The sequence below is a fragment of the Streptomyces sp. NPDC051582 genome (assembly GCF_040681715.1).
Classification (GTDB): Bacteria; Actinomycetota; Actinomycetes; order Streptomycetales; family Streptomycetaceae; genus Streptomyces.
Window position 1 is genome coordinate 119,210 of record NZ_JBFAZJ010000020.1, and the last position, 22,064, is coordinate 141,273.

At 71.9% G+C, this 22,064-nt stretch carries 15 protein-coding genes; 4 read left to right on the top strand and 11 right to left on the bottom strand.

Features of this window, described 5'->3' with window-relative positions:
• Positions 1-104: 104 nt before the first annotated feature.
• The 6 genes from AB0M92_RS25125 to AB0M92_RS25150 all read right to left on the bottom strand — a co-directional run bounded on the left by AB0M92_RS25125 (position 105) and on the right by AB0M92_RS25150 (position 5,642).
• Entirely contained in the window at positions 105-698 is a 594-nt protein-coding gene (locus AB0M92_RS25125; RefSeq protein ID WP_366104541.1) for a GNAT family N-acetyltransferase, read from the bottom strand.
• 489 nt (positions 699-1,187) lie between these two features.
• On the bottom strand, positions 1,188-1,547 hold the full coding sequence (locus AB0M92_RS25130; protein ID WP_199845120.1) for an SH3 domain-containing protein: 360 nt from the start codon (positions 1,545-1,547) through the stop codon (positions 1,188-1,190).
• 294 nt (positions 1,548-1,841) lie between these two features.
• Positions 1,842-2,561, bottom strand: a complete 720-nt coding sequence (locus AB0M92_RS25135; protein ID WP_366104542.1) for an A24 family peptidase — start codon at positions 2,559-2,561, stop codon at positions 1,842-1,844.
• 173 nt (positions 2,562-2,734) lie between these two features.
• Positions 2,735-3,217 (bottom strand): hypothetical protein, encoded by a 483-nt coding sequence (locus tag AB0M92_RS25140; protein WP_358830563.1) that lies wholly within the window; start codon positions 3,215-3,217, stop codon positions 2,735-2,737.
• A 127-nt stretch (positions 3,218-3,344) separates the two neighbouring features.
• On the bottom strand, positions 3,345-5,153 hold the full coding sequence (locus AB0M92_RS25145) for a hypothetical protein (RefSeq protein ID WP_366104543.1): 1,809 nt from the start codon (positions 5,151-5,153) through the stop codon (positions 3,345-3,347).
• Positions 5,154-5,156: 3 nt separating this feature from the next.
• Entirely contained in the window at positions 5,157-5,642 is a 486-nt protein-coding gene (locus AB0M92_RS25150; protein WP_366104544.1) for a hypothetical protein, read from the bottom strand.
• Between the two features lie 247 nt (positions 5,643-5,889).
• Here AB0M92_RS25150 and AB0M92_RS25155 point away from each other — a divergent pair, with 247 nt between their 5' ends.
• Together AB0M92_RS25155 and AB0M92_RS25160 are read left to right on the top strand one after the other, a co-directional pair.
• A complete protein-coding gene (locus tag AB0M92_RS25155; RefSeq protein ID WP_366104545.1) occupies positions 5,890-7,404 on the top strand; it encodes a hypothetical protein in 1,515 nt (504 codons plus the stop codon).
• Between the two features lie 153 nt (positions 7,405-7,557).
• Positions 7,558-8,682, top strand: coding sequence for a hypothetical protein (locus AB0M92_RS25160; RefSeq protein ID WP_366104546.1), 1,125 nt, complete (start codon positions 7,558-7,560; stop codon positions 8,680-8,682).
• Between the two features lie 120 nt (positions 8,683-8,802).
• Here the strand turns inward: AB0M92_RS25160 and AB0M92_RS25165 are convergent, their stop codons facing one another.
• Both AB0M92_RS25165 and AB0M92_RS25170 read right to left on the bottom strand, forming a co-directional pair.
• The gene (locus tag AB0M92_RS25165) at positions 8,803-9,765 is read right to left on the bottom strand and encodes an ATP-dependent DNA ligase (protein ID WP_366104547.1); all 963 of its coding nucleotides are present in this window, start codon (positions 9,763-9,765) and stop codon (positions 8,803-8,805) included.
• 101 nt (positions 9,766-9,866) lie between these two features.
• Positions 9,867-10,220: a hypothetical protein gene (locus AB0M92_RS25170; RefSeq protein WP_366104548.1), complete on the bottom strand. Its 354-nt coding sequence runs from the start codon at positions 10,218-10,220 to the stop codon at positions 9,867-9,869.
• Between the two features lie 228 nt (positions 10,221-10,448).
• On the opposite strand from AB0M92_RS25170, the gene dnaE reads away from it, so the two are divergent.
• Both dnaE and AB0M92_RS25180 read left to right on the top strand, forming a co-directional pair.
• Entirely contained in the window at positions 10,449-13,895 is a 3,447-nt protein-coding gene (gene dnaE / locus AB0M92_RS25175) for a DNA polymerase III subunit alpha (RefSeq protein ID WP_366104549.1), read from the top strand.
• Positions 13,892-14,896 (top strand): helix-hairpin-helix domain-containing protein, encoded by a 1,005-nt coding sequence (locus AB0M92_RS25180; protein ID WP_366104550.1) that lies wholly within the window; start codon positions 13,892-13,894, stop codon positions 14,894-14,896. The genes dnaE and AB0M92_RS25180 overlap by 4 nt, the downstream gene beginning before the upstream one ends.
• A gap of 45 nt (positions 14,897-14,941) precedes the next feature.
• On the opposite strand, the gene AB0M92_RS25185 is transcribed toward AB0M92_RS25180, so the two are convergent.
• The 3 genes from AB0M92_RS25185 to AB0M92_RS25195 all read right to left on the bottom strand — a co-directional run bounded on the left by AB0M92_RS25185 (position 14,942) and on the right by AB0M92_RS25195 (position 22,062).
• Positions 14,942-16,228: a hypothetical protein gene (locus AB0M92_RS25185; RefSeq protein WP_366104551.1), complete on the bottom strand. Its 1,287-nt coding sequence runs from the start codon at positions 16,226-16,228 to the stop codon at positions 14,942-14,944.
• 112 nt (positions 16,229-16,340) lie between these two features.
• Positions 16,341-18,005, bottom strand: a complete 1,665-nt coding sequence (locus AB0M92_RS25190; RefSeq protein ID WP_366104552.1) for a DUF2637 domain-containing protein — start codon at positions 18,003-18,005, stop codon at positions 16,341-16,343.
• 190 nt (positions 18,006-18,195) lie between these two features.
• Positions 18,196-22,062 (bottom strand): LysM peptidoglycan-binding domain-containing protein, encoded by a 3,867-nt coding sequence (locus AB0M92_RS25195; RefSeq protein ID WP_366104553.1) that lies wholly within the window; start codon positions 22,060-22,062, stop codon positions 18,196-18,198.
• Positions 22,063-22,064: the final 2 nt, after the last annotated feature.

The window sequence follows — 22,064 nt, forward strand, 5'->3', positions numbered from 1 at the left end:
CGGCCCGGTCGCTGCTTGTAGCGGGTATTCGCACCAGGCGACAGTGTGAGTACAGAGAAGTTCTGTCAGTCCCTCGGCCAGTGATCTGCGGCTTAACGCAGTCATTAATTGATCGCTACGGGCGTCTTGGCTGATCCGCGGAGGGAGCGTGAGAGGAATCGTCGGGCCTCGGCGGCATTCGATCTCGCAGTCCCTGCGAGGCTATCTCCCCGTCCTCTGGAAATCGCGGTCGGAGATTCGCCCGTGATGAGCCATCCGGCGAGGGACGCCACTCGCTCGGACTTCCGCTCGAAGGCGTATGAGGTACGTCCGCCGGGTGTAGAGACCTCACGTACGAGGCTGAATTCCTGTTTCTCGTAGTAGGCGGCGAGGGCCGGTGAAGTGCAGTCCCGTCGTACCCAGCTGATGTTCTCGCGAGCCGCACGGTCGACGGCCCAGTCGGCGATAAGGGTTCCGAGTTTGCGGTGCCGTTCGGCGGGGTCCGTAACCGTTCCGTTGAGGTAGAAGGAGGTCTCCTCAGCTTCGGCGGTCGTCCAGGCCCAGGGAGCCGCAGTCCGGAGGATCGTGGTGCAGCCGATGATGCGGCGGTGGTCCTCTACCAGCACCCACATATCGCCGTCCCGCCGAGTGCAGTTGCCGGCAAGGTCTTGAACGTGCTGTCCCCAGCTGGACCAGTTCGACAGCTGCTTGCTCTTCATCCATTCGGAGCGGGCCTGGATCATGGCCTCGAGGGCGCATCGGTCCTCTGGTGTGGCTGGTCGCATCGCGAGCATGCGGTCCGCTCCTGTGTGTGCTCGTCCACGAGCGGGTCAACAACTTGGTGTGCTGGGCGGAACCTTAGAGGCCTACTGCCTGGTAGGTACAACTTTCCCGCTGACGTTCTTTGAAACGCCTGATGAACCAGGCCGGTACGTGGAGGGATGACCGGAAAGCGCTCTAATCAGGCAGTTCGACGGCCATCGGGCCTGCCCCGGCTGGGCATGTTCAGGCCGCAGCGGACAGTGGGCGATAGCTTGAAGGCCGGCTGCGAGGTGGAAGTCGGCCTCCGCGTGCGGGTACGCCGACGGCGGCCCGGGATCACAGAGGCCGGGCCGCCGTTGCGTCGTCCTGAGCCTGCCCGAGGTGTCGGCTCAGGCGTTGGTGGGCCGGGAGAGCTCGAGTCGGTGGTCTCCGTCGGCCGGGGAGGGTCAGTCCAACTGCATGGGCACGTTGATGTACTGAGCGGCGACCCAGCCCTTCTGGCCCTTGTGCGCGCCGGACTTGACGGTGACGTAGCCCCAGGCGCCCGGCTTGCCGTTGCTGCCCTTGTTGCACTGCCAGTAGACGTCGGTGCCCTTGGAGAGCTGCCCAGTGGCGGTGTAGCCGGTGCCCGGACCGGTGCGGAACTTCACCGTGGTGTAAACGTCGGTGTTGATCTTGATCTGGTGGGTGCAGGCGCCGCTGCCGACCGTCGCGGCGCTGGCGGTCGAGGCGGTGGCGACGGCGCCGCCAAGGAGCAGCGCGCCGGTGGATGCCACGGTCGCGACGCGGCGGGTGAGGGTGTTCATGTGCGGCTCTTCCTGGTGTCGTCGGCCAGAATTCGCTCGCCGCGTGCGCAAGGCTTCTTCACCGCGGTGCTCATGCGGCGCGATGAAGGCGGGCGAGAAAGGAATCCGGAACGCGACAGGTTCGTCGTCGTTCCGGATCCGATCTTCAGGCTGAGCAGAGGAGTTGACCAGGCTCGGTTTATTCCGTGAAACCGCATTCCGGAACGGTGGTGTCAGGTGGAGGCCGTTCCGGGAATCGATATACAGGAAGAGCTATTACAGGAAGCTGTATTTCCGGGAGCCCCGCGGCGACGGTCAGGCTGCGGTGACGGAGACGGCGAGGGCCCCGATAACCATGTAGGGGCCGAAGGAGACGTGCGTGCGTCGGGCGCGACGGGCCGTCATCCGTGCCACCTCCAACACCGCGCCGACGACGAATCCCGCGGCTGCTCCCCAGAACAGGGCCGTCCAGCTGCTCCAGCCCAGGAGCGCCCCGACGGCCGGTGCGAGCTTGACGTCGCCGAGTCCCATGGCGCCGGAGAACGCCATGAGGAGGAAGACGGCGGTGAGCACGCCGGCGGCGGCCGCCGCACGGCCAAGGCTTCCGGTCTCGCCGGCCAGCGCGGCTGCGGTGAGCAGGATGAGCGTCCCGCCGCAGGCGGGGAGGGTGAGCACGTCGGGGAGCCGTTGCACGGCGAGGTCGATCAGCGCGAGGGCGACACCGCACGCGGCGACCCAGTACTGGGCGGCAGCGAACCAGCCGCTCGCCCCGCCGGCTGCGACGACGGCGAACGCGGCGGCGGCCACCGCCTCGGGCACGAGGGCGCGCGGTCCGATCGCCCGTGCACACGCCGGACAGCGTCCGGAGACGGGCAGTACGGGCAGTCGACGCCCGAGGACGGCGTTGCCGCAGTGCGGGCAGGCGCTGCGGGCAGGCGCGGGCGCCGGGACCGAGCGGGCGAAGACCGCTGGGCGGGCGGCAGCACCGGCCAGGGCTCCGACGGCGGCGGTCAGAGCAACGGTGAGGGCGGACAAACGACACTCCTACGTGCACAGCCCGGCCTCCCCGTGACGGGCCGGTCTGCTTCGACCCTACGGCCCGCCGAGGCGACTCCCTCCGGTGCGTCTCCGCGGAGCACCTACAACGCGCCCGGCGAGGGCCGCCGGGTGGCAGAACCCGAAGGCCCTCGGTCTCGTTCGGCGCCGGCTCATGCTCCCCGTGCGCCGGCGTCGAGCGTCTCCGCCAGGCTAAGCGCGGCCAGGACCTGCGCCTGGCCCTCGGCCGGCTGCAACGTGCCGGCCGCGGTCGCCTCGGCGATCCGGGCCGCGTGTTCCAGTGCCATGGCCACGCCGGTCGGCTCCCGGTAGGTGGTCAGCCACTCGAATCCCGCTCGGAGCGAGGCCGCGAGGTCGCCGCCGTGGTCTTCGGGAGAGTTCGTGGTTAACGCCTGGAGCCACAGCTCGGTATGGGACTGCAGGATCGCGGTGAAGGGCCGGTAGTCCGTGACGGTGCCGCACCGCCCGCCAGCGCCCTCAGGGCCGCGTCGGCCGGTCCAGCTGTCCGCCAACCACCGGTGGCGGCGGCAGACCTCCAGCCGGTAGTCCACCGGCCGGTCCCGTGCCCGGGTGCGGCGTTCGACGACGACGGTCGACGGTGCGGTGCAGGTGGTGATCTGGCGCAGGACCGGCACAGCGGTACCCCCTCCTGGTCGCGGGTGAGGATCTGATCATGGCCACGGGAGGGGTGCGCCGTCGTCCACGTTTGGACGCTACGGCTGTGACCCGGCTCTCATTCCCCGGCCGGGCGGCGCAGTTCCGTCAGCGCGCGCCGTCGGATCCCGGTACGACGCGAAGGCGGGCGGGCTCGCGGCCCGAATCTGTGGATGGCGTGGGGAGCAGCTGGTAGGGCTGCCACAGTGCGGGGGGTCGCTGGCTGCGCTCCCAGTGCGGAGCGCCGGTCAGGGCGACGATCCGGTGCACGGGGACGTGTAGCGGCAGGTGCCGGCCGCCGGGGTTGAGTGCGATGCCGACGCTGTCGACGGCTTCGAGCGTCCCGAACAGGGTGGCCCACGAGGCCTGTTCGGCGTCACGGCCGCACAGCACGTCCAGGCGCAGCGCGCTCCAGCGCAGCCAGGGCACCATCTCCTCCAGCTCGGCCGGGGCCTGGGGGCTGTCGGGAATCCAGCAGCCGTACCCGTCACGCAGGGCGCTCGCGATGCGGTAGGTGCGTTCCTCGCCCGCCCCGTCGCGCCACGACCGGTCGGCCGCACGCCGGGCGCGGCGCTGCTCGAGGACCTCGTCCGTCGGAGTGGACGGCTCGCGGTCACCGTCGCCGGGCAGGAACGGGAACGCCTGCCGCAGCAGTGCCTCGGCTGCAACCTGGTCTGCCCCGCCGCCGGTGACCGGCCCGCCGGCGGTGAACCGCGGCTCGTAGTGGGAGAACTGGGCTGCCTGTTCCCGTTCCAGCTTCGCCACCAGGTGCGCCGGGGCAGCAACGACCGCCGCGTAGGACGGTCCGGCGGTGTCGCCGCCGCTCCAGGACACGTAGTCGTCGACCTCGCGGTGCCCGTGGGGGACGACCGGGCCCAGTACGGGGGAGGCGGCCAGGTAAGCGACCGGGGTGTCGCGGGTGCCGGTCAGCGGCCAGTCGCGTACCAGCAGCAGCCGCGCGGACATCGCGGCGGACTCTGCCTCGAACTCTTCCTCAAGGCGAGTGCATGCGGCTGTCACGGCCTGCGGCCACCACAGGGCCAGCTCGGCGTCCGCCCACGCTGCCGGGTCTGCGTGCCGGTCGCCAGGGGTGCGCGGCGGCACGGGCAACCGGGTGACGTCCCGCACCCGGGCACCCTTCAGCTCGTCCGCGACGGCGGCACGGGCCAGGTCGGCGGACTGCTCGGCGCCACGGCCGCGCGAGCGGGCCGCAAGCCACACCCCACATACCAGAGTCCACACGTCCAGGCGCGGTTCCGGCTCGTACATCCGGGCCCGCCGACGCGAGAGATTGCCGACCGCCGCGCCGATCTGGTCCAGCTCCCGGCGCTCATCGGTGTCGGCGCAGCGTCGCACCGCGTCCCGGGCGCCGTTGTACGCCTCGACCTCAGGGCACTGGGCGGCGTACTCCTCCAGGAACCCACGGAACCGGGCTGCCAGCTGCTGCCAGGCGTCGGCAAGCACGGCGGCATCGGCGGCCAGACTGGAATCGGTGCGGGCGGTGTCCAGCCAGCGCCGGAACTGCTCGTCGTCACCCGGCGCCCACCGGGCGGCGTGCCGCGCGTACCCGAGCCAGGTCTGCGGCTCCCGGTCGGTGCGGCAGCGGTCCAGCTGGTCTTGACGCTGGGCGGCAAAAGCGGCCGCCCGCCACAGGGCATCGGGCGCCTTCGGCAGGACAATGTCGCACTTCTTGCAGATCTGCGCGAAGACCTCGACGAGCGGATGAGTGGAGGCCTCGGCGGCCGGCTTGGCGAACCGGCATGCGTCGGAACTGAAGCGGCGCAGGTCGGGGTGGGGGACGTGGAACTTCCCGCTGCGGCCGCCGGTCAGGGCCACCCGGATCGCAGCCAGGGCTGGCAGCTCGGTCCCGAGGGCGGCGAGCCCGCGGCCGGAGATCTCAGGGAAGGCTCGCCGCACCGCTCAGGCCCCAGTCGCCGGGGCCATGACCGGGCGCGTGCCCAGAGCTCCGCAGGCGCACGGCGGTGACCCGCCGTCCAGATGGGCGGGGAAGATCTGCGCCCACGCCAGCAGCGAGGCCGTCCACAGACTGCTCAGCAGCTCGTGCACCTCCTCCTCCGACGGGGTCCTGCCGGTGTCGCGGCGCAACACGGCCCGGGCCAGGGCGTGGACGGCGATGTTCACCATCGCCTCGCGTTCCGTGCAGCTCTGCCGGAGCGGGTTCTCACCCGCCAGCGAGAGGCACCGGTACGCCTCCGCAAGCTCCTCGCGAGCCGCTTCGTCTTCGACGGCGTCCATGGCAGGCAGGAGGTCCGCGGCCAGGTCGCCGAGGAACACAGCGGTATGAGCGCCGGCCTCACCGCCGGTGTGCAGGGCTCGGGCGTCGAAGGCGAGCAGGGCCCGCCGCAGAAGGTCTTGGAGAGCATGCGGGGCGGGGGCGGTCGTCACGGGGAAAGCGTACGGGCTGCGCTATACGGGCCGGGGCCACCTCGGGTTGCTCACCCTCCCGAGTGCCGTGACCTGTACCGGCTTGCAGTCCTTCACGGCGCCTGATCCCGCGACACCAACAGCACCTTCTCGGCCAATGCGGGTGGGAAACAGGGCAGGAAGAGCGGCTCTGGCCTGCTGCTCGTCCGGTCCGCCCCATGATCTGGCCTGGGCCACCTCGGCCCTGGGGACGGTGAGGAGCAGCGGTATGGGCGTAAGTGACAGCTATCTGTCCAGGGCGGATGTCCAGAAGATCCTGGGCATCAACTCCTTCGGGCTGTGGCGCCTGGTACGCAAGTACGACGACTTCCCAGAGCCGACCGAGCCGCCGTACAACCCGTTCGCGGGGTTCGGCGAGAAGAAGGAGCCCGAGGAGGTCTGGGACGGTACCCAGGTCTACCGGTGGGCGGCGGACACCCCGGAGTTCACGCACCGCGGCGCTGTCCTGCTGCGCCCGCGTGAGACGGACCTTCCAGCAGGCCGGTGGGCCGGATTCCAGGACACGGTTCGCGGGCCGGCGCTGGACTGGCACACCGCTGTGGGCACGATCCGCGTCGTGCACTGCGACGACCGGAAGGTCGCCACCGACGTCGCCTCCGCCCTTGCCGCGTCCGGCAACCCGGACGGTGTGGTCACCGTCTGCGCCCTGTACGGGGACATGAGTTTCCGCGGGCCCTCCCTGGTCGCCTCCGACACCGCGCACCCGGGCATCGAGTACGAAGCCGACTGGAGTGACGTCGCCGCACTCGCCGGGCAGGATCTGCCCTGGTGGCCCCACCTGCTGCGCCTGCCCCAGCTGATCCGGGAATGGAAGCCCGGTGCTCCGGCGGCCGTCGTGGACGTGCCGCCCAACGACAACGAGAAGGTCCTGCGCCGCGCAGCGCGCAACGACGCCTTCGACGTCACCTCACACCTGGCCGCGACGGACATGGCCAACGACATCCGCAACGAGCGCATCGACCACACCACGCACGACAACGAGATCTTCGGCAAGGAGGGATACGGCAAAACCCCCAATCCCGTTGCCATCGCCGCCGTACCCGACACCAGCCACCACCCCCTGCCCGTCGGGGGCGAGCGCCACGTCCTCAAGGCCGGCTGGAGCAAGCTCGCCCTGAGCAATCACCCGGACGCCGTTGCGGCTCTCGAAGTCGCCGTCGGCCGCGAACCCGACCTGCTGCCGTTCGGAGCACTCGCCGAGGTGCCGGTGAGCACCGGCACCATCACCGACCGGTGGACCCGCCGGCTCACCATGTGCGACCCGACCGCCGCCCACGTCGTCCTCGCCCAGGGCAAGAAGGCGGACGCCTTCTTCATCGACCCGCTCACCGACATGCCCGTCCTGCGTACCCCCGACGACGGAGGCAGGCCGGTGTGGCGCTTCTACGCCCCGCTGTCTCTTCCGGCGGGCGGCGCGGAACTCACCTCGGTCGTGCTGCACCACACGGTGTGGGTCCTGACGAGCGACGACCACGTCCACCCCGCCCCGTGCACACCATCCGAGCACCTGTGGTGGGGCAACGGAGGGGGCGACCGTCCCAGCGAAGCCGCGATGGTCCTCGACGCCCTCCTGGACGACCTCGGCGCCACCCTCAACCTCCGCGAGCACTGGAAGGCGCCCAAGGGCCTGACCGCACTCCTCAACGAGGACCACAGGCAGGGCAGCGAACTCACCCGCAGCACCCTGCTGCACGCCCGGATGACCCCGCCGCGTACCAACTGAAACACCCACACCGATGGGTGCGGCCGTGTGCACGACCGCACCCATCCATCACCTCGACGCGGCCACACAGGCACTCTTCGTCCGCGTCACGTGACGAACAGCCCGCCATGCAGTTGAACCGGCGAGAGATCCACATCTTCGACACAGGCAGGCATGATGGGGAAAAGGGCGCAGCAGAAGCGGGCGGCAAAGCACGCGAAGCAGGCGAAGCAGCGCACGGCCGCTGCATCGCGGAACACCGCCGTCTTCAACGCGCTGGCGGCGCAGATGCCACGTCTGACCTCCATGGACGACTACGGGCCGATGAGCACGCCGTGGGGTGACTTCACCGACTCCTTCGCGACGGTCGCCGAAGCGCTCGCAGCGGCGGAGGAAGCCGGCGGTCTGCTGTCGTGCTTCGCGTTCGACGACTCCGGTGAGTACGAGCGGGGCTTGCGCCGGGGCGAGGACGGCTGGCGGTACGAGGTGACGCTGTACCCGCGCGGCTACCTACGGGAGCTGGTGAAGACGTCCTGGCTGAGCGCCGAGGACCGGGACCAGGCCGTCGAGCAGCTGCGCCGGGCCTTGTCCGAGTATGTGCCCGCAGGGTTGCGCCGCCCCGACCTTGAGGTCGTACAGCGGCCGTCGACCACCAGCGTGCCCCGCGTCGGCTGGACACAGAGTGTGCCCGTGGCCGGGCTGGAGACCTGGGAGGACGTACGGCTTGCGGAGAAGGACCTGCCGCTGTTCGCCCTCCCACCGCTCGCGGATGGCCCCGGCAGCGTCTGCGACCCTCTGCCGGCAGAGGTCTTCGCCCTGTTCCAGGAACAAGGTCTGGACGCGCACAGCTGCGCCGGCTGCGGTATGCCGGTCACCAACCGGCACCCGCACTGGCCGGACGTGTGGGTCAGCGTGGAGAACGAGTTCGGGCCGTCCTGCGAACGCTCGCTCCTGAGCGGCATGGACTCGCTGCAGAGGGTGCCGCACGTTGTCGACGCGGCCCAGGCACGGCCCGCCAGACGGCTGACCGGCAAGGAACAGAAGGTCCAGTGCCGACACTGCGCCGTGCATGTGACCGAGCAGCATCCCGACTGGCCCGGCGTGTGGACCGAGGCCGGCGGAGACAGTTCGCCGGTCTGCGCGGTGGTCGGCTCCGGGTGCGGCGACGCGCAGTCGTACGACCTTGTCGACTGCGTCTATCCGCACATCCCGGCCGGCGGAGACAGCCCGGCCGCCGCGGCCATCGCCGCAGCCCAGGAGACGGGCTACTTTCACCAGCCCCGGCCCGTCCTGTTCTGACCCACAGCGCGCCAGGGCCCCGAAAGGGGCCTCGTGGAGTGAGCCACCGCCTATGCGCGGGCGTGTCCTGGTGACGTGCCCGTTCCATCAGGCCGGGCAGGATGGCGAAGCACCCGGAACCTAGACGTCCTCCGAGGTCATGTCGTCGCGAAGTCGCAGGAAGCGCACGGGGTGCCGGTACGTTCCCAGGTCCACGGCGGTATCGACATCGATCTCGGCGACGAGGTCGGGTACGACGAGCTGGAAGATGAGCGGCTCGGAGGCGCCCCACCCGGCAGAGAAGCGACGGCCGTACCAGGGGTGCTCCTGCCCGGCGGGGCGCAGGGCGGCGCCCAGTTCGGCCGACGCGGGCCGGGAGAGCGGTGTGGAGCGGGCGATCAGCTGGAGCCGGCCCGCGGGGTCGAGACGGCCGAACAGGAGGCTCTTGGGCGCGTGAACGGCTCCGGTGACTGCTCCGATGATCCCCTCCGCCGTCGTGCGCGTCCGCAGCTTCTGCCACCCGCGCTCTCCGGGCCGGTACCGGGAGCCCGGGTCCTTGATCATGACGCCCTCGATGCCAGCCGTGCCCCAGGCCGGGTCCAGCCAGGACAACGCGGTTTCCCGGTCTGAGGTCTGCGGGCACAGGGCCCAGGGGGCAGCCAGCCGGCGCGAGGTGAAGAGGTCCTCGAGGGCAGCCCTGCGCTGGTGAAGGGGTTCGTTAAGGAGGACGGTTCCGGCGACTTCCAGGAGGTCGAAGACGATCAGGTGGGCGGGTTCCTGGCGGGCGGCATGTTCTGCGGTCGCTCCCCGGCGGCGGGCTCGCCGCTGAAGGGCGGAGAAATCGAGCCCGTGCTCGCTCCACACCACCAGCTCGGCGTCCAGGACCGCCTCGGCACCCAGGGCGGTCGCGGCCCGGACGATCTCCGGGAACGCCGGCCCGAGGTCCGCGCCACGCCGGGACTGGATGTAGGGCGTCGGGCGGGCGAAGACGAGGGTGCGGTAACCGTCCGCCTTCTGTTCGAACAGTGGCGGCCTTGATCCGGCGCGCGGCAGCGTGGTCACGGAGCGGGCCAGCATGGGCTCGACGGGCGGCGAGAGGTGCACCCTCCACTCCTACGCGATCCGCCCCATGCCCGCCCTTCGGCCGGCGGCAGGGACGCGGTGCCGCCGACACGCGGCCGGATGCGCGTACGCCTGCTGCTGGCTCAGGCGTGGCTGAGGATGACCAGCAGCGCGGTGCCCTCGGCGAGCATCTGGACGGTGAGCGCTGCCTGCCGTATCCGTACGGCCGGCGCGGCCAGTGCGACAAGCAACGCCACCGCGCCGACGCCCGCACTCCACTCGAACACCCAGCCAGGCAGGCCGGGGGTGCACTGCTCGCCGTAGGTCACGCACCGGGAGGCCTGCTCCGAGGCCAGCGTCAGGATCCCGGTCACCACGGCTGCCGGCACGAACAGGAGTGCGGCCAGAGCGGCCCACAGTCGTGTGCGCTCCCTCGGCGACAGAGACTGCGCAAGGCGAGCGGAAGCGGGTGCGGAGGCGGGTGCGGAGGCGTTCATGCCCCCATCCAATGTGGGCGGCCGGCGCCGCACAGCTGACCGGCTACTCAGATCGCGTGCGTCACGTACTCAGACATGGTGGTCCTGCCCCTCCGTGCGCCTCCCTCGCGGCGCCTGGATGGCCGAACAGTGATGTCCGGAAATCGCATGTTCGAATTAATGTTCGATACAGTCGAGAGTGGCCGGATCAGTTGGTACGGGTTTGGGGGTATCTGGGCGGAGGGTGTCATGCGAGGAGGCGTCCCACACCTACACGTCAGCAGTGGGTTTTCGGCCCGCTACGGCGCCTCGCATCCGCGCGACCTCGTCGCCCGGGCCGCCGAACGCGGGATCGGGACGGTGGCGTTGACCGACCGCGACATGGTCACCGGCACGGTGCGCTTCGCGAAGGCCGCCGCGGCCGCCGGAGTGAAGCCTGTGTTCGGCGTCGATCTCGGCGTCGCCGCCCATGTCCCGCCGGCCGAGAGACGCCACCGGGCCCCGGTGCGCGGCGGCGCCCATGTCACGGAGGCCGCCTTCCGGGCCACGTTCCTGGCCCGGGATGCGAGCGGGTGGGCACGGCTGTGCCGGATGGTGTCCTGCGCCCACGCCGAAGCCTTCCCCGCGGGCAGGCCGCCGACAGCGTCGTGGGAGATGCTCGCCGAGCACGCTGGCGACGGCCTGACGGTGCTGCTCGGTCCCGCGTCGGAGCCCCTGCGCGCCCTCGCCGCCGGGCGCCCGGACGTCGCCGAACGACTCCTCGCCCCCTGGCGGCAGATCACCGGCGACGGACTGCGGCTGGAGATCGTGTGCTGGGGCCTGTCCGGCACCGGGCCGGGCTCTGTCCGCCTCGCCGCGCACACCCTGACGCTCGCCGACCGCCTTGCCATCCCGGCCGTTCTGACCAACGCCGTCCGCTACGCCGACCCCACCCAGCACCGGATCGCGGACGTGCTGGACGCGGCCCGGCTGCTGCGGCCCATCGACCGGCGGCGCCTGGACTGCGGTGAACGCTGGCTCAAGGACGGGCCCGCAATGACCGAGATCGCCGAGCGGGTGGCGGTCGCCGCCGGGGCGGACCGGCGCCGCGCCGAGCGGCTGATCGCCGACACCGCCCTGGTCGCGGACGCGTGCGACGTCGACCCGGCCCGGGACCTGGGGCTCGGGGTCCCGCACTTCCCCGAGCCCTCCGTGGTCGGCGCCGAGCCGGGGCCGGACGGAGCCATGCGGCTGCTGCGGCAGCGGTGCGAGAGCGGCATGATCGCCCGCGGCCTCGACCGCGACCAGCGCGCAATGGACCAGCTCGACTACGAGCTCGGCATCATCGGACGCCTGCACTTCGAGCCGTACTTCCTTGCCGTGGCCCAAGTCGTCGCCGATGTGCGGGACATGGGCATCCGGGTCGCAGCCCGCGGCTCCGGCGCCGGCTCCATGGTCAACCACTCGCTTTTCGTCGCCACCGCGAACCCGCTTGAACACGGACTCCTGTTCGAGCGGTTCCTGTCCGAGCGGCGGGCGTCGCTGCCGGACATCGACGTCGACGTCGAGTCCGCGCGCCGCCTGGAGGTCTACGACCGGATCATCGCCCGCTTCGGCCGCGAGCGCGTCGCGGTCACCGGCATGCCCGAGACGTACCGCGCCCGGCACGCCCTGCGCGACGCCGGCCTCGCGCTCGGCCTGGCGCCGGCCACCGTGGACCGGATCGCGAAGTCCTTCCCGCACATCCGCGCCTGCGACATCCGCTCGGCCCTCGCCGAGCTCCCCGAGCTGCGGCAACTCGCTGCTGAGGCGCAGCAGTTCGGGCCGCTGTGGGAGCTCGCCGAAGGGCTGGACGCCCTGCCGCGCGGAATCGCGATGCACCCGTGCGGGGTGATCCTCTCCAACGTGAGCCTCCTGGACCGGCTGCCGGTGCAGCCCACGCCGGGCGGCGAGTACCCGATGCTCCAGGCGGACAAAGAGGACGTAGAGGACATGGGCCTGCTCAAGCTCGACGTCCTGGGCGTCCGGATGCAGTCCGCCATGGCCCACGCCGTGAAAGAGATCCGCCGCACGACCGGCCGTGCGATCGACCTCGACAACGCCGACCACGTCCCGCTCGACGACCGGTTCGCCTTCTCGCTCATCCAGAACTCGGACACGGTCGGGATGTTCCAGCTCGAGTCGCCCGGCCAGCAAGATCTCGTCGGCCGGCTCCAGCCCCGCGGCCCGCAGGACGTGATCGCGGACATCTCCCTGTTCCGCCCGGGTCCGGTCCAGGGCGGCATGCCAGCGCTCTTCATCGCCGCCCGCCACGGCGCCGCACCCGTCTACCCGCACCCCGACCTGGAACCGGTCCTGCGCGATACGTACGGGGTGACGATCTGGCACGAACAAATCATCGACATCCTGGCGGTCATGACCGGCTGCGACCGCGCGCTGGCCGAAGTGGCCCGCCGCGCGCTCAGCGACGAGCAGCGCCTGGTGAAGGTCGAGGCATGGTTCCGGCAGCTCGCCGGGGCCCGCGGCTACAGCCCGACCGTGCTGGACAACGTCTGGGAGATCGTCTCGTCGTTCGGGGCCTACGGATTTTGCCGGGCGCACGCGGTGGCGTTCGCCGTGCCGGCGCTGCAGTCCGCGTGGCTCAAGGCCCATCACCCCGCCGCGCTCTACGCGGGGCTGCTGGAACACGACCCGGGTATGTGGCCGGCCCGGGTGATCGTCGCTGACGCCCGCCGTCATGACGTCCCCGTCCTGCCCGTGGACATCAACCTCTCGCAGTCGCAGTACACGGTCGAGCGGACCGCATCCGGCTGGGGCGTGCGGATCTCCCTCGCATCGGTGCACGGCATCTCGGACGACGAGGTCACGAGAATCGCCGAGGGCCAGCCCTTCACCTCGCTGCAGGACTTCTACGCCCGTGCTCACCCCAAGCTCCCCACGGTCGAGCGCCTCATCCGCATCGGCGCCCTCGACCCGCTCAAGGGGGAGTCGTCGCGGCGGGACCTGCTGCTGCAGGCGACCGAGCTCCACCGCCAGACCCGCAGCCGGCCGGGCGTCGGGCAGCTGCAGCTGGACACCCCGCTAGACGCCGCCAGCCCGTCCGGGCTGCGGGAGATGACCGCACGCGAGCGGCTGGAGGCGGAGCTCGGCGTCCTGAAGATCGACGTTTCGCGGCACCTGATGGAGGACCACCACCGGCTGCTGCGCGAGATCGGCGCCACCGACGCCAAGCACCTGCGCGCGATGCATCCCGGACAGCGCGTCCTTGTCGCCGGCGTCCGAGCCTCCACCCAGACTCCGCCGATCGCGTCCGGGAAGCGCATCATCTTCGTCACCCTCGAAGACGGCTCCGGACTCGTCGACCTCGCCTTCTTCGAGGACTCCCACGAACGGTGCGCGCACACGGTCTTCCACCACGGCCTACTCCTGGTCAGGGGCAAGATCGAAGCCCGTGGGCCGAGGCGCACCGTGGTCGGCGAGATGGTCTGGGACCTCGATGAGCTCGCCGCCGCCCGCGCCACCCACGGGCCGCAAGCCGTCCTTGACCTCCTGGGCCAGGCACCCGCGCCCACCCCCGCCCAGGCCGGCCCGCCGCGGACGATGCCCGTCGGCACCGCGGGCGCTCTCATGCACCCCTGGAGCGATCTTCAGCCCGCCGGAAGCCGATCAGCCGACCTCACCCGCTTCGGGCACAAGAGCCAAGGGAGCGCCGGATGACCCCTGCCAGGAACTCGCGGCCGCGCGCGATTCTGCGGATCCACTTCCATCCCGCGGAGCGAAACGACGAGCTGTACGGCCACCTGCTCACCGTGCTGGACGGCATCAGCCCCCGCATCGAGCCGCTGCCCGCCGACTGGTCCGCCTACGTCGACCTCACCGGCGCCCTCACCTTCTGGGACCGCGATGTCGAAGGTCTCATCGCCGTGCTCCGCCTGCGCCTGCTCGCGCTCCACGGCGTCCAGAGCTCGGCCGGCGCCGGTCCCACGCGCGGCATCGCGGCGATGGCCGCGGACGCCACCCCGCCCGGCGCCGCCACGGTGGTCGCCGACGACCCGTACGAGATCGCTGCGTTCCTGCGCCCGAAGCCGGCCGCCGCCCTGCCCGGCATCGGCCCCAAGACGGCCCGCACCCTCGCCCGCTACGGCATCACCACCGTCGCCGACATCGCCGACACCCCGCTTCCCACGCTCCAGCGAATCCTCGGCACCGGACCGGCCCGGCAAGCCCACGACTTCGCTCACGGCCGCGACGAGCGCCCCGTCGTCCCGGGCGCCGCCCCCAAGACCATGAGCGCCGGACACCGGTTCGACGGCGACGAGCTCGACCCTGACCGGCACCACCGCACGGTCCTCGGCCTGGTCCAGGAGCTCGGCGCCCGGCTGCGCACGGCCGACGAGATCACCCAGGCCCTCACGCTCACCGTCACCTACGCCGACCGCACCCAGACCACCCGCACCCGCAGCCTCACCGAACCGACCGCCCACACCCCCGCCCTGGCGGCCGCCGCCCGCGACCTCCTCGCCGGCCTCGGGCTCCAACGTGCCCGGGTCCGCGCGCTCGCCCTACGAGCGGAACGCCTTCGCCCCGCCGAGTACGCCGTCCACCAGCTCACGCTCGACGATCGCGACGAGAAACTTCTCCGCCTTGAGGCTGCCCTCGACAGGGCGCGCCTTCGCTACGGTCCCGGCATCGCAGGGGCCGCATCGACCTTCGGGTGATCCCGGCTCCGAGTCCCCACCTCGGGGCCGCGGCAAGGTCCGGTCTCAGCACCCGTACCGGTCGAGGACCTCGCGGGTTGCCTGGTCCAGCGGCCCAAGCGGGTGGGTGCCGCCGTCCTCGGCCGGCCCCAGGCGCAGCGTCGTCTCTCCGCTGATGGGGGTGACGACGAGCACGCCGCCGTCCGCCGTGGCCTGGACTGCATCGTGCCGGTAGGGGGAGGCCGCGAGGCAGCCGTTCGCGTACTCCCGCTCGTAGCGTTCGTACGGGCCGGCGAAGTAGTAGCTCGCGACGGGCCCCTGCCCTTGCCACACCACGAGGGCGATCAGGCCCGCTGCGATGCCGGGCACCGCTGCGCCGAAGCCGGACCCCTTGATCAGTTTCGGTCCGCACCGGATGACGAGCCCGATGCCTGTGCAGGCGATGAGGCCAGCCGCCATGAACAGCAACAGGGCGTGGGACAGCAGGTCGGCCTCCTTCCCGAAGGTCAGCGGCAACCCCGTACATGCGAGCACCAGCCAGCCCAGTCCGGCCAGGGTCACGCCCTGGTAGGCGTTCAGCTTCGCCGGCCACTTCGCCCGGTCGGGCACCAGCTGCCGCTCGCGTCCCACCCAGCGCCCGGCGCCGCGCAGCCGCCCCGGCTGCGGTGCGACACCTGCGGCCCGGTGCTCGACGAGGAGAGCAAGGACTGCGTCGCCGAAGGCAACGGCTCGGGTGTGCACCGCGAACCGGTCGCTCGACAACCGGGTGAACTCAGCCTCACGACCGGGTTGGATGCGCATTCCGCTGCCCTGGGGGAAGGCACGGTTGATCGGGTGACCCGGGTCGGGGAAACCGGGAAGCGTGGGCGCTGACCGGCCCCCACCGCCGACCAGTTCGGCCACTGCATGGCCCGTCCGCTCGGGGATGAACGACTCGTACAGCCGGTCCACCTGCCGCTCGCCATGGAGGCTGGCCTGCAGGGCCTCGGCCTGCTCGACGATCGCGGTGAGGAGAGGACCGGTCGGGGCGCTGCGCATCTTCTCCAGCGCGGCGTCTCGGGGAATGGCCCGCCACACTCCGCCGAGCCGGTCCACCGTCCGGGCCTTCCACGCATCGCGGAAGTACGGCCAGATGCGGGCGACCGGAAGCCGCCGGGGCGGACGCCGGTCGCTCAGGTGGGAACGCAGCAGCATGCCCGCGCTGCGGAGATAGTCGGTCTCGGCCGCATAGGAGATCGCGACGGCGGTCGTCCGCTCTGTGCTCGGAGCGTCGTCCACGCGCTGGGCGGCTGCTCGGGCGGCGTCACCCTGGGCGCTCAACTCGGCGATGGCCCGATGCCAGTGGCTGCTCACCGGCCGCCCCCCTCTGTCCCCGGTCTGGTGTCGCCCTGAGGTTACCCGCACGGTCCGACACAGCAATCTCCCCGGCCAGGACCACTGGCCGGGGAGCTCGTAACCGCAGGGGTCAGGCCGCCACTGCGTGACGGGAGTCAGTCTGCTCCTGGTGGCTGGACCAGTTCAGGTCGACGTGGGTGGCACCCTCGCGGACCAGGATGGGCCCGTGCGTCCTCTCCAGCCGGCGGTACTCGTTGCCGCCCGAGTTCGGGTTCTTGTAGCCGGCCCACTTGCCCAAGTCAGCTTGTGTCAAAGCCACACCCGCGGCCTGGTGGGCGACATAGATGCGCTCGGCCCGCTGCCGCTGGGACAGGTTCGGCGGCAGCACCGACAGGTCGATCTCGATACTCACCCGCTCTCGTGCATCCTCCTCTGCGTCCTCGTCCGGCGGGGTGTCGTGCTCCGGGTCCGGCTCGTCCTGGTCGGGGTCGGCAGTCTCGTCACCAGGCAGCAGCTCGTCCTCGTCAGCATGCTTCGCGGGCTCGCCCACCTTGGAAGCCTCGACAGGGTCTGCCGCGCCCTCCCGCGATGCCGGCTCAGCCTCGCCCGGCTGGCCTTCGGGCGCACGCTTCGCGGAGAGATCGCCGGATTCCGGCGCAGAACCCATGCCCTCGGGCTCCGGCTCCGGCTCCGGTTCGGGCACGGCCTCAGCCGCAGGCTCCGCCACCGGCTCAGGCTCGGCCACCGGCTCAGGCAACGGTTCGGGTGCCGCCGCTGCTCTAGGAGCCGCCGCCGGCTCGGGGGCCGGGCGCGGCTCAGGCACTGCGGCGGGCGCCGGGGCCGCGCTCGCCGGTGCCGCCGGTGCGGGTTCCTGCGGTACGGCGCCGGGTTCGGTTGCCGCGGCCGCCGGCGGCGCCGTCGCGGCGACCGCTGTGGGCGCAAGCTCCTCGGCCTTCTGGGCGGCAGGCTGCGCGGGACCGGCGGTCAGGGCGTTCATGGGCACCGTGGTGACGGCCGGGGGCGCGGCGGTCTCGGCCCGCTCCACGGTCACCTCTGCCGTGGCGGGCGCAGCCGCCGACGGGCGGGGGCGCTGGGAGCCGATCACGCGGACGTTGTCGACGGTCGCCAGGAGCTCGGCCCGCCACGCCTTCCACATCTTCACCGGCGCGCCGATCGGCCAGGGCAGCCACAGCAGCAGGCTGTAGTTGCGGTCGCGGTCGGCCTTGCGGCGCTTCTGCCGTCCCATGATCACTTGCTCGATCTTGAAGAGCAGCATCTCGAGCAGCACCGCGTACACCAGCGGAGGGACCATCGCGAGGAAAGCGGAGCCGGCGCCCGCCTCGGGAGCGTGGAGCAGGTTCATCGCCGCCGACGCGGAGACGAACCCGAGCAGCAGGATCCGCGTGATCGCGCTGGAGCGCAGGGTCAGGGCCTCGAAGAAGCGGATCAGGCTGAGGCTGAGGGCACCGGCGTCCAGGAGCAGCGCGAACCCTGTCGCGGCGTCCCAGTCGCCGCCGTTATGGGCGTGGGCGTACTCGCGCTGCGCCCCGAAGGAAAGCCAGGCGGCGATGCCGGCGAGGACGAACATCATCAGGCAGCCGACGCCGAGTGCGATCACGGCGAGGCGGCGCTGCCAGGCGTTGCGGCGCTGGAGGGCGAGCTGGGTGCGCTCCTCGGCGGTGGCGTTCTGCTCGGCGGCTCTGCGTCGGTTGCCGAACACCATGGCGACGGTGGCCGCGGCGCCGATTCCGGCCACGGCGAGGCCGGCGGGCAGCGCCCACTGGATGGTGGTCATCGGTGGCCTCCTTCCCTGGTGTGGCCCGCCGCGGTGGTGGGCCCGGCGGGCGGGACGGCGGCGTTCTGCCGGCGGCGGCTCATGTGCGCGGTCTCCTTCGTCGGACGGACGGCCGAAAGGGCCCCTCGCTCTCTACAGGTGTGATCGAGCGGTGCGGTGTGACACCGGAGGACGGTGAATCTGAGACGCGTCATGAGGCCGCGGACCCCAAAGTGGGCTGGATCCTCTCGCCCTTGAGGAGCGTGCGCAGCAGGCCCACGGTCTCGGGCGAGGAGTCGACGCCTTCCTCGGCGTTGATCCGGGCCAACTGGGCGGCGGCGCGCTCCAGGCCCTCCCGGTCGCCCATCTCGTGGCAGATCGTGAACAGGTCCCGGTAGAGCAGCTCGCTCTGGGAGTCGACGAGCATGCCCTTGGTGACGGCCTGGGCTGCCGCCCGGTAGTCGCGGACCTGGCGGCGGCGTTCAGCGAGCTCGTGGGCGACGTCGACGATCGCGCTGATCATCTCCTGGATATCGGCCTCCGCCCAGCAGTACTTGGAGGGGTCGACATCCGCGAAGGGGCGGCCGCGTACGAGGGCCAAGGCGTGGGCAAGGGCGACGTCGGCGTCCTGCCCATCGTGGTGCATGCCCTGCTGGTACAGCTCCTTGAAGCGGTCCCAATCCGAGGTGACGGCGGGGCCGAGCCGGTAGACGCCTTCGGTGACCGCAGGAAGGTAGGCGCCCCGGGGATCGTCGGCGGGCAGGTGGGGGTTGGGGCCGAGCCAGGAACGCAGCCGCGAGATCGCGGTGTTGCGGGTGCTGGAGGTCTTGCGCAGCCCGGGCCAGATCGCGTTGTCGAGGTCCTGGCGGCCCAGGCCCGGGTGCAGCACGAGCCAGGCGGCGATCTCCAGAAGGTGGTTGTGCCGGTTGCTGCCCACCCGGCCCTGCGCGCCGGCCAGTTTCACCGGACCGAGGACCTGGACCTGGGGGCCTGCGGGCTCGGCCGACGGGGTGGCCAGCGCGGCCAGGACGGTGGAGGTCGCGGCGCTGGGACGGGGAATGATCCGTGCTTCGGTCGCTGTCACGGCTGCCGTGGTCTCGCTGAGCGCGGCCGCGGTCAGGCCGGACTCGTCCTCGTCGCCGGCCAGGGCTGAGCCGGAGTGGTCCTCGTCCTCGTCGTCGTCGGCCAGGGCTGAGTCCGCTTCCTGCGGCTCCTCCTCGTCCGGGTCGTCGCCGAGCGCGGCGGCGGACAGTCCGGAGTCGGCTTCCTCCGCGTCGGGCGGCGCCGGGGAGTCGTCCTCCTGCTCGCCGAGTACTTCGTCGAGGACCTTGTCGAAGTCCTGCTCCGGCTCGGCGGTGTCCCACACCTCGGCACCCAGCGCGGACGCCGCCTCGGGGTCGCCGTCCTCAGCAGGCTCGCCTTCCTCCCAGCCGGTGGGCTCACCGGCGGCGTTGCTGACGGTGTCCTCGTCGGACTGCTCGTCGGGGGCGGAGGAGCCCGCGACTGCGGGGGACAGGGCGCTGCCGTCCTCCTCTTCCTCCCAGCTGTCGCCGCTTCCGCTCTGGGCGTCGTCGTCGATCAGGGCGGGGGAGAAGGCGGTGAAGGCCGGCAGAGCGGTTGCCAGGCCGCTGCCCTGTGTGGCGACCGTGGTGGTCACTGCAGGGGCGGCGGTGGTCTCCGGCGCGAGCGCGGAGTCCTCGCCGAGCGGAACGGTGGGGCGGGGGCCGTTGGTGTCGGCCGACCCGGTGTGCCCCGTCCACGCCGGCGGGGGGACGTCGTCGGTGCGGCTGGAGGTCGCAATCAGCTGGACGAGCCGACCGTAGGAGTCGTCGTCCAGGTGCTGGAGCCTGACCGCGAGGTCCAGGTCGGGCAGTTCGACGGTGGTGCCGGGCTGGGCGGGCAGCGTCCAGGCGCCGGGCAGGTCGAGTTCGCCGCCCGCGGCGGTGACGACCGCGACCGAGGTGCGGGGCCGGGAGGCGAGGAGGTCCTCAAGGTCGGCGACCGCCGGCCCGGTGGGCGGGGCGGTGGCGATGAGGATGCGGGGGATCCAGATGTCGCCGCCGTCCTCGCCGAGCCGGGCGGCCCGCAGGTGGTCGTGGCCGCCGTCGGTGAGCGCCTGGCGCTGGAAGGCATCGTGCGCCTGGAGTTCGGTGGCGGCCGGGGCGAGGTCTGCGTGGTGCTCGATCTGGTCGGGGTAGAGGTGGTGCAGGTCGCTGCCGGCGCCGGCGAGGACGATCTGCGTGTCGGGCGCCAGCTTGGAGGACGCGAGTTCCACGGCGAGGGCGAGCATGACCGCGCGGACGTCGGCCGGGCTGCCTGCCAGGCGCAGCAGGCCGATGCTCTCCAGGTTGACCAGGACCGCGTCGCCGTCCTCGGTCTCGCCGAGGCTCACCAGGGCCGGGTAGGGCGCGGTGATGTCGGCGGCCTCGTCTTCGTCGAGGAGGTTCGCGCCCCGGGTGGGGCACGACCACACGGTCGGGTTGTCCTCGTGCTCGGAGAACGGTTCCAGCGGCGGGGTGGCGGCGGCCAGGTGGAGCTCGACTCCGCGCGCGGTGATGCGCATCGCCTCGACTTCCGGCAGGGGCCGGCCGGCCTGGCGGCAGTTGGCAGCCAGGGTGCGCAAGGCGCGGTCGGCGAGCGCGGTGCCGGTGATGTCGGACGCGACGCGCAGCTGCTTCTCGAATTCCGCGGTGGCACCGGAGGGCATGGGGATGCGCCGCTTGGGGCGCCGACGGCGCTGCTGGCGCGCGCGACGGGTCGCGACGACCGCGAGGACGGCCGCGGCCAGGATGCTTCCCGCCGCGGCGATCGTCTGCACGCTCTGGTCACCGCTGTCGGAGGCCTCCGCGGCGTCGTGGGCCTGGGGCGCCTGAGTGGGCGTGCCGTGCTGCTCGCGATCGGGCGCGGAGGGCTGCTGGGTGGGGGTCTCCGGCCGGGCGGTCGGCTGCTCACCGTCCCGGGCGTCCTTGTCCGTGCCCTGGCCGGGGGTCTGGGCCGCCTCGCCCTTCTCCCCGTTCTCGGCGCCCGGGCCCGGCTTGTCCTGGACAGGCGGCTGCGTCTGGTCAGATCCGGGGCGGTCTTCGACCTTGCCCTGGTCTTTGCCCTGATCGGTGGGCTGCTCGTGCGGCGGCTGGGCCTCGTGCGGCTTTGAGTCGCTTTGGTCGCTGCCGGCCGCGGCGGGGATCTGCAGTTTCCAGCCGGGGTAGATCTCGTCGGGGTCGCCGAGGGCGCGCCCATCGGCCTGCCTCACACCCTTGTTCGCTTCGACGATCCGGGGATAGTCGTCGGCGTCGCCGAGCTCGTCCTCGGCGATGCCGGTCAGCGTTTCGCCCGCGCGGACGGTGTGGGTCTCGGCCGCGGCCTTGGAGCCGGCAGTCTGCGGACGGACTCCGCCGTGATCGGCGGCGGGTGCGGCGTCGGCAGGAAGGCGCAGGGTCCAGCCGGGCTGCAGGACGGTGGTGTCGGCGGTGACGAGCGAGCCGTCTGCCTGGCGTACGCCCTCGTTGGCCTCGACGATCCGATGCCACTCGATCCCGTCACCCAGGCGCTTCTCGGCGATGTCCCACAGGGTGTCGCCGTCCTGGACGTGGTGGACGGGGCCGTTCCAGGTGGCGGCGGCCGAGGTCTTGGCCGTGGTGGCTGCCGTGGCGTGCGCGTCGGCGGTCACGGCGGCCGTGGCCACGGTCGCGGGCGCGGCGCTGGCAGGTGTGGCCATCGCGGTGCCCGCGGGCAGCAGGACGAGGATGCCGCCGACGAGGGCGCCGGCGAGCTGCTGGGAACCGCCGAGCATGCGGATCCGGGGAGCCCGGACGTGGCGCAGCGCGGCGCCTGTCTCCAGGACGACCGAGAGCAGGAACGTGAGGTAGCCGTACCAGCCGATGAGGGTGACGGCGCCCAGGAACAGCTGGCCGGAGTCGGGGCTGGTGAGGGCGGTGGTGACCTCGTCGAGGCCGGGGACATGGTCGGGCAGGACGCCGATCCCCAGAAGCACGGCGGGCACGCCCACCAGGATGGCGACCAGGACCAGCAGCGCGAGGAAGGCTCGGGCGATGGTCGCTGCGGTACTGCGATTCCTCATGA

Coding starts and splice junctions, on each gene's coding strand:
- AB0M92_RS25125 (WP_366104541.1), bottom strand. CDS start 698: ATGAAGAGCAAGCAGCTGTCGAACTGGTCCAGCTGGGGACAGCACGTT.
- AB0M92_RS25130 (WP_199845120.1), bottom strand. CDS start 1,547: ATGAACACCCTCACCCGCCGCGTCGCGACCGTGGCATCCACCGGCGCG.
- AB0M92_RS25155 (WP_366104545.1), top strand. CDS start 5,890: ATGGGCGTAAGTGACAGCTATCTGTCCAGGGCGGATGTCCAGAAGATC.
- AB0M92_RS25160 (WP_366104546.1), top strand. CDS start 7,558: ATGATGGGGAAAAGGGCGCAGCAGAAGCGGGCGGCAAAGCACGCGAAG.
- AB0M92_RS25170 (WP_366104548.1), bottom strand. CDS start 10,220: ATGAACGCCTCCGCACCCGCCTCCGCACCCGCTTCCGCTCGCCTTGCG.
- dnaE (WP_366104549.1), top strand. CDS start 10,449: ATGCGAGGAGGCGTCCCACACCTACACGTCAGCAGTGGGTTTTCGGCC.
- AB0M92_RS25180 (WP_366104550.1), top strand. CDS start 13,892: ATGACCCCTGCCAGGAACTCGCGGCCGCGCGCGATTCTGCGGATCCAC.
- AB0M92_RS25190 (WP_366104552.1), bottom strand. CDS start 18,005: ATGACCACCATCCAGTGGGCGCTGCCCGCCGGCCTCGCCGTGGCCGGA.
- AB0M92_RS25195 (WP_366104553.1), bottom strand. CDS start 22,062: ATGAGGAATCGCAGTACCGCAGCGACCATCGCCCGAGCCTTCCTCGCG.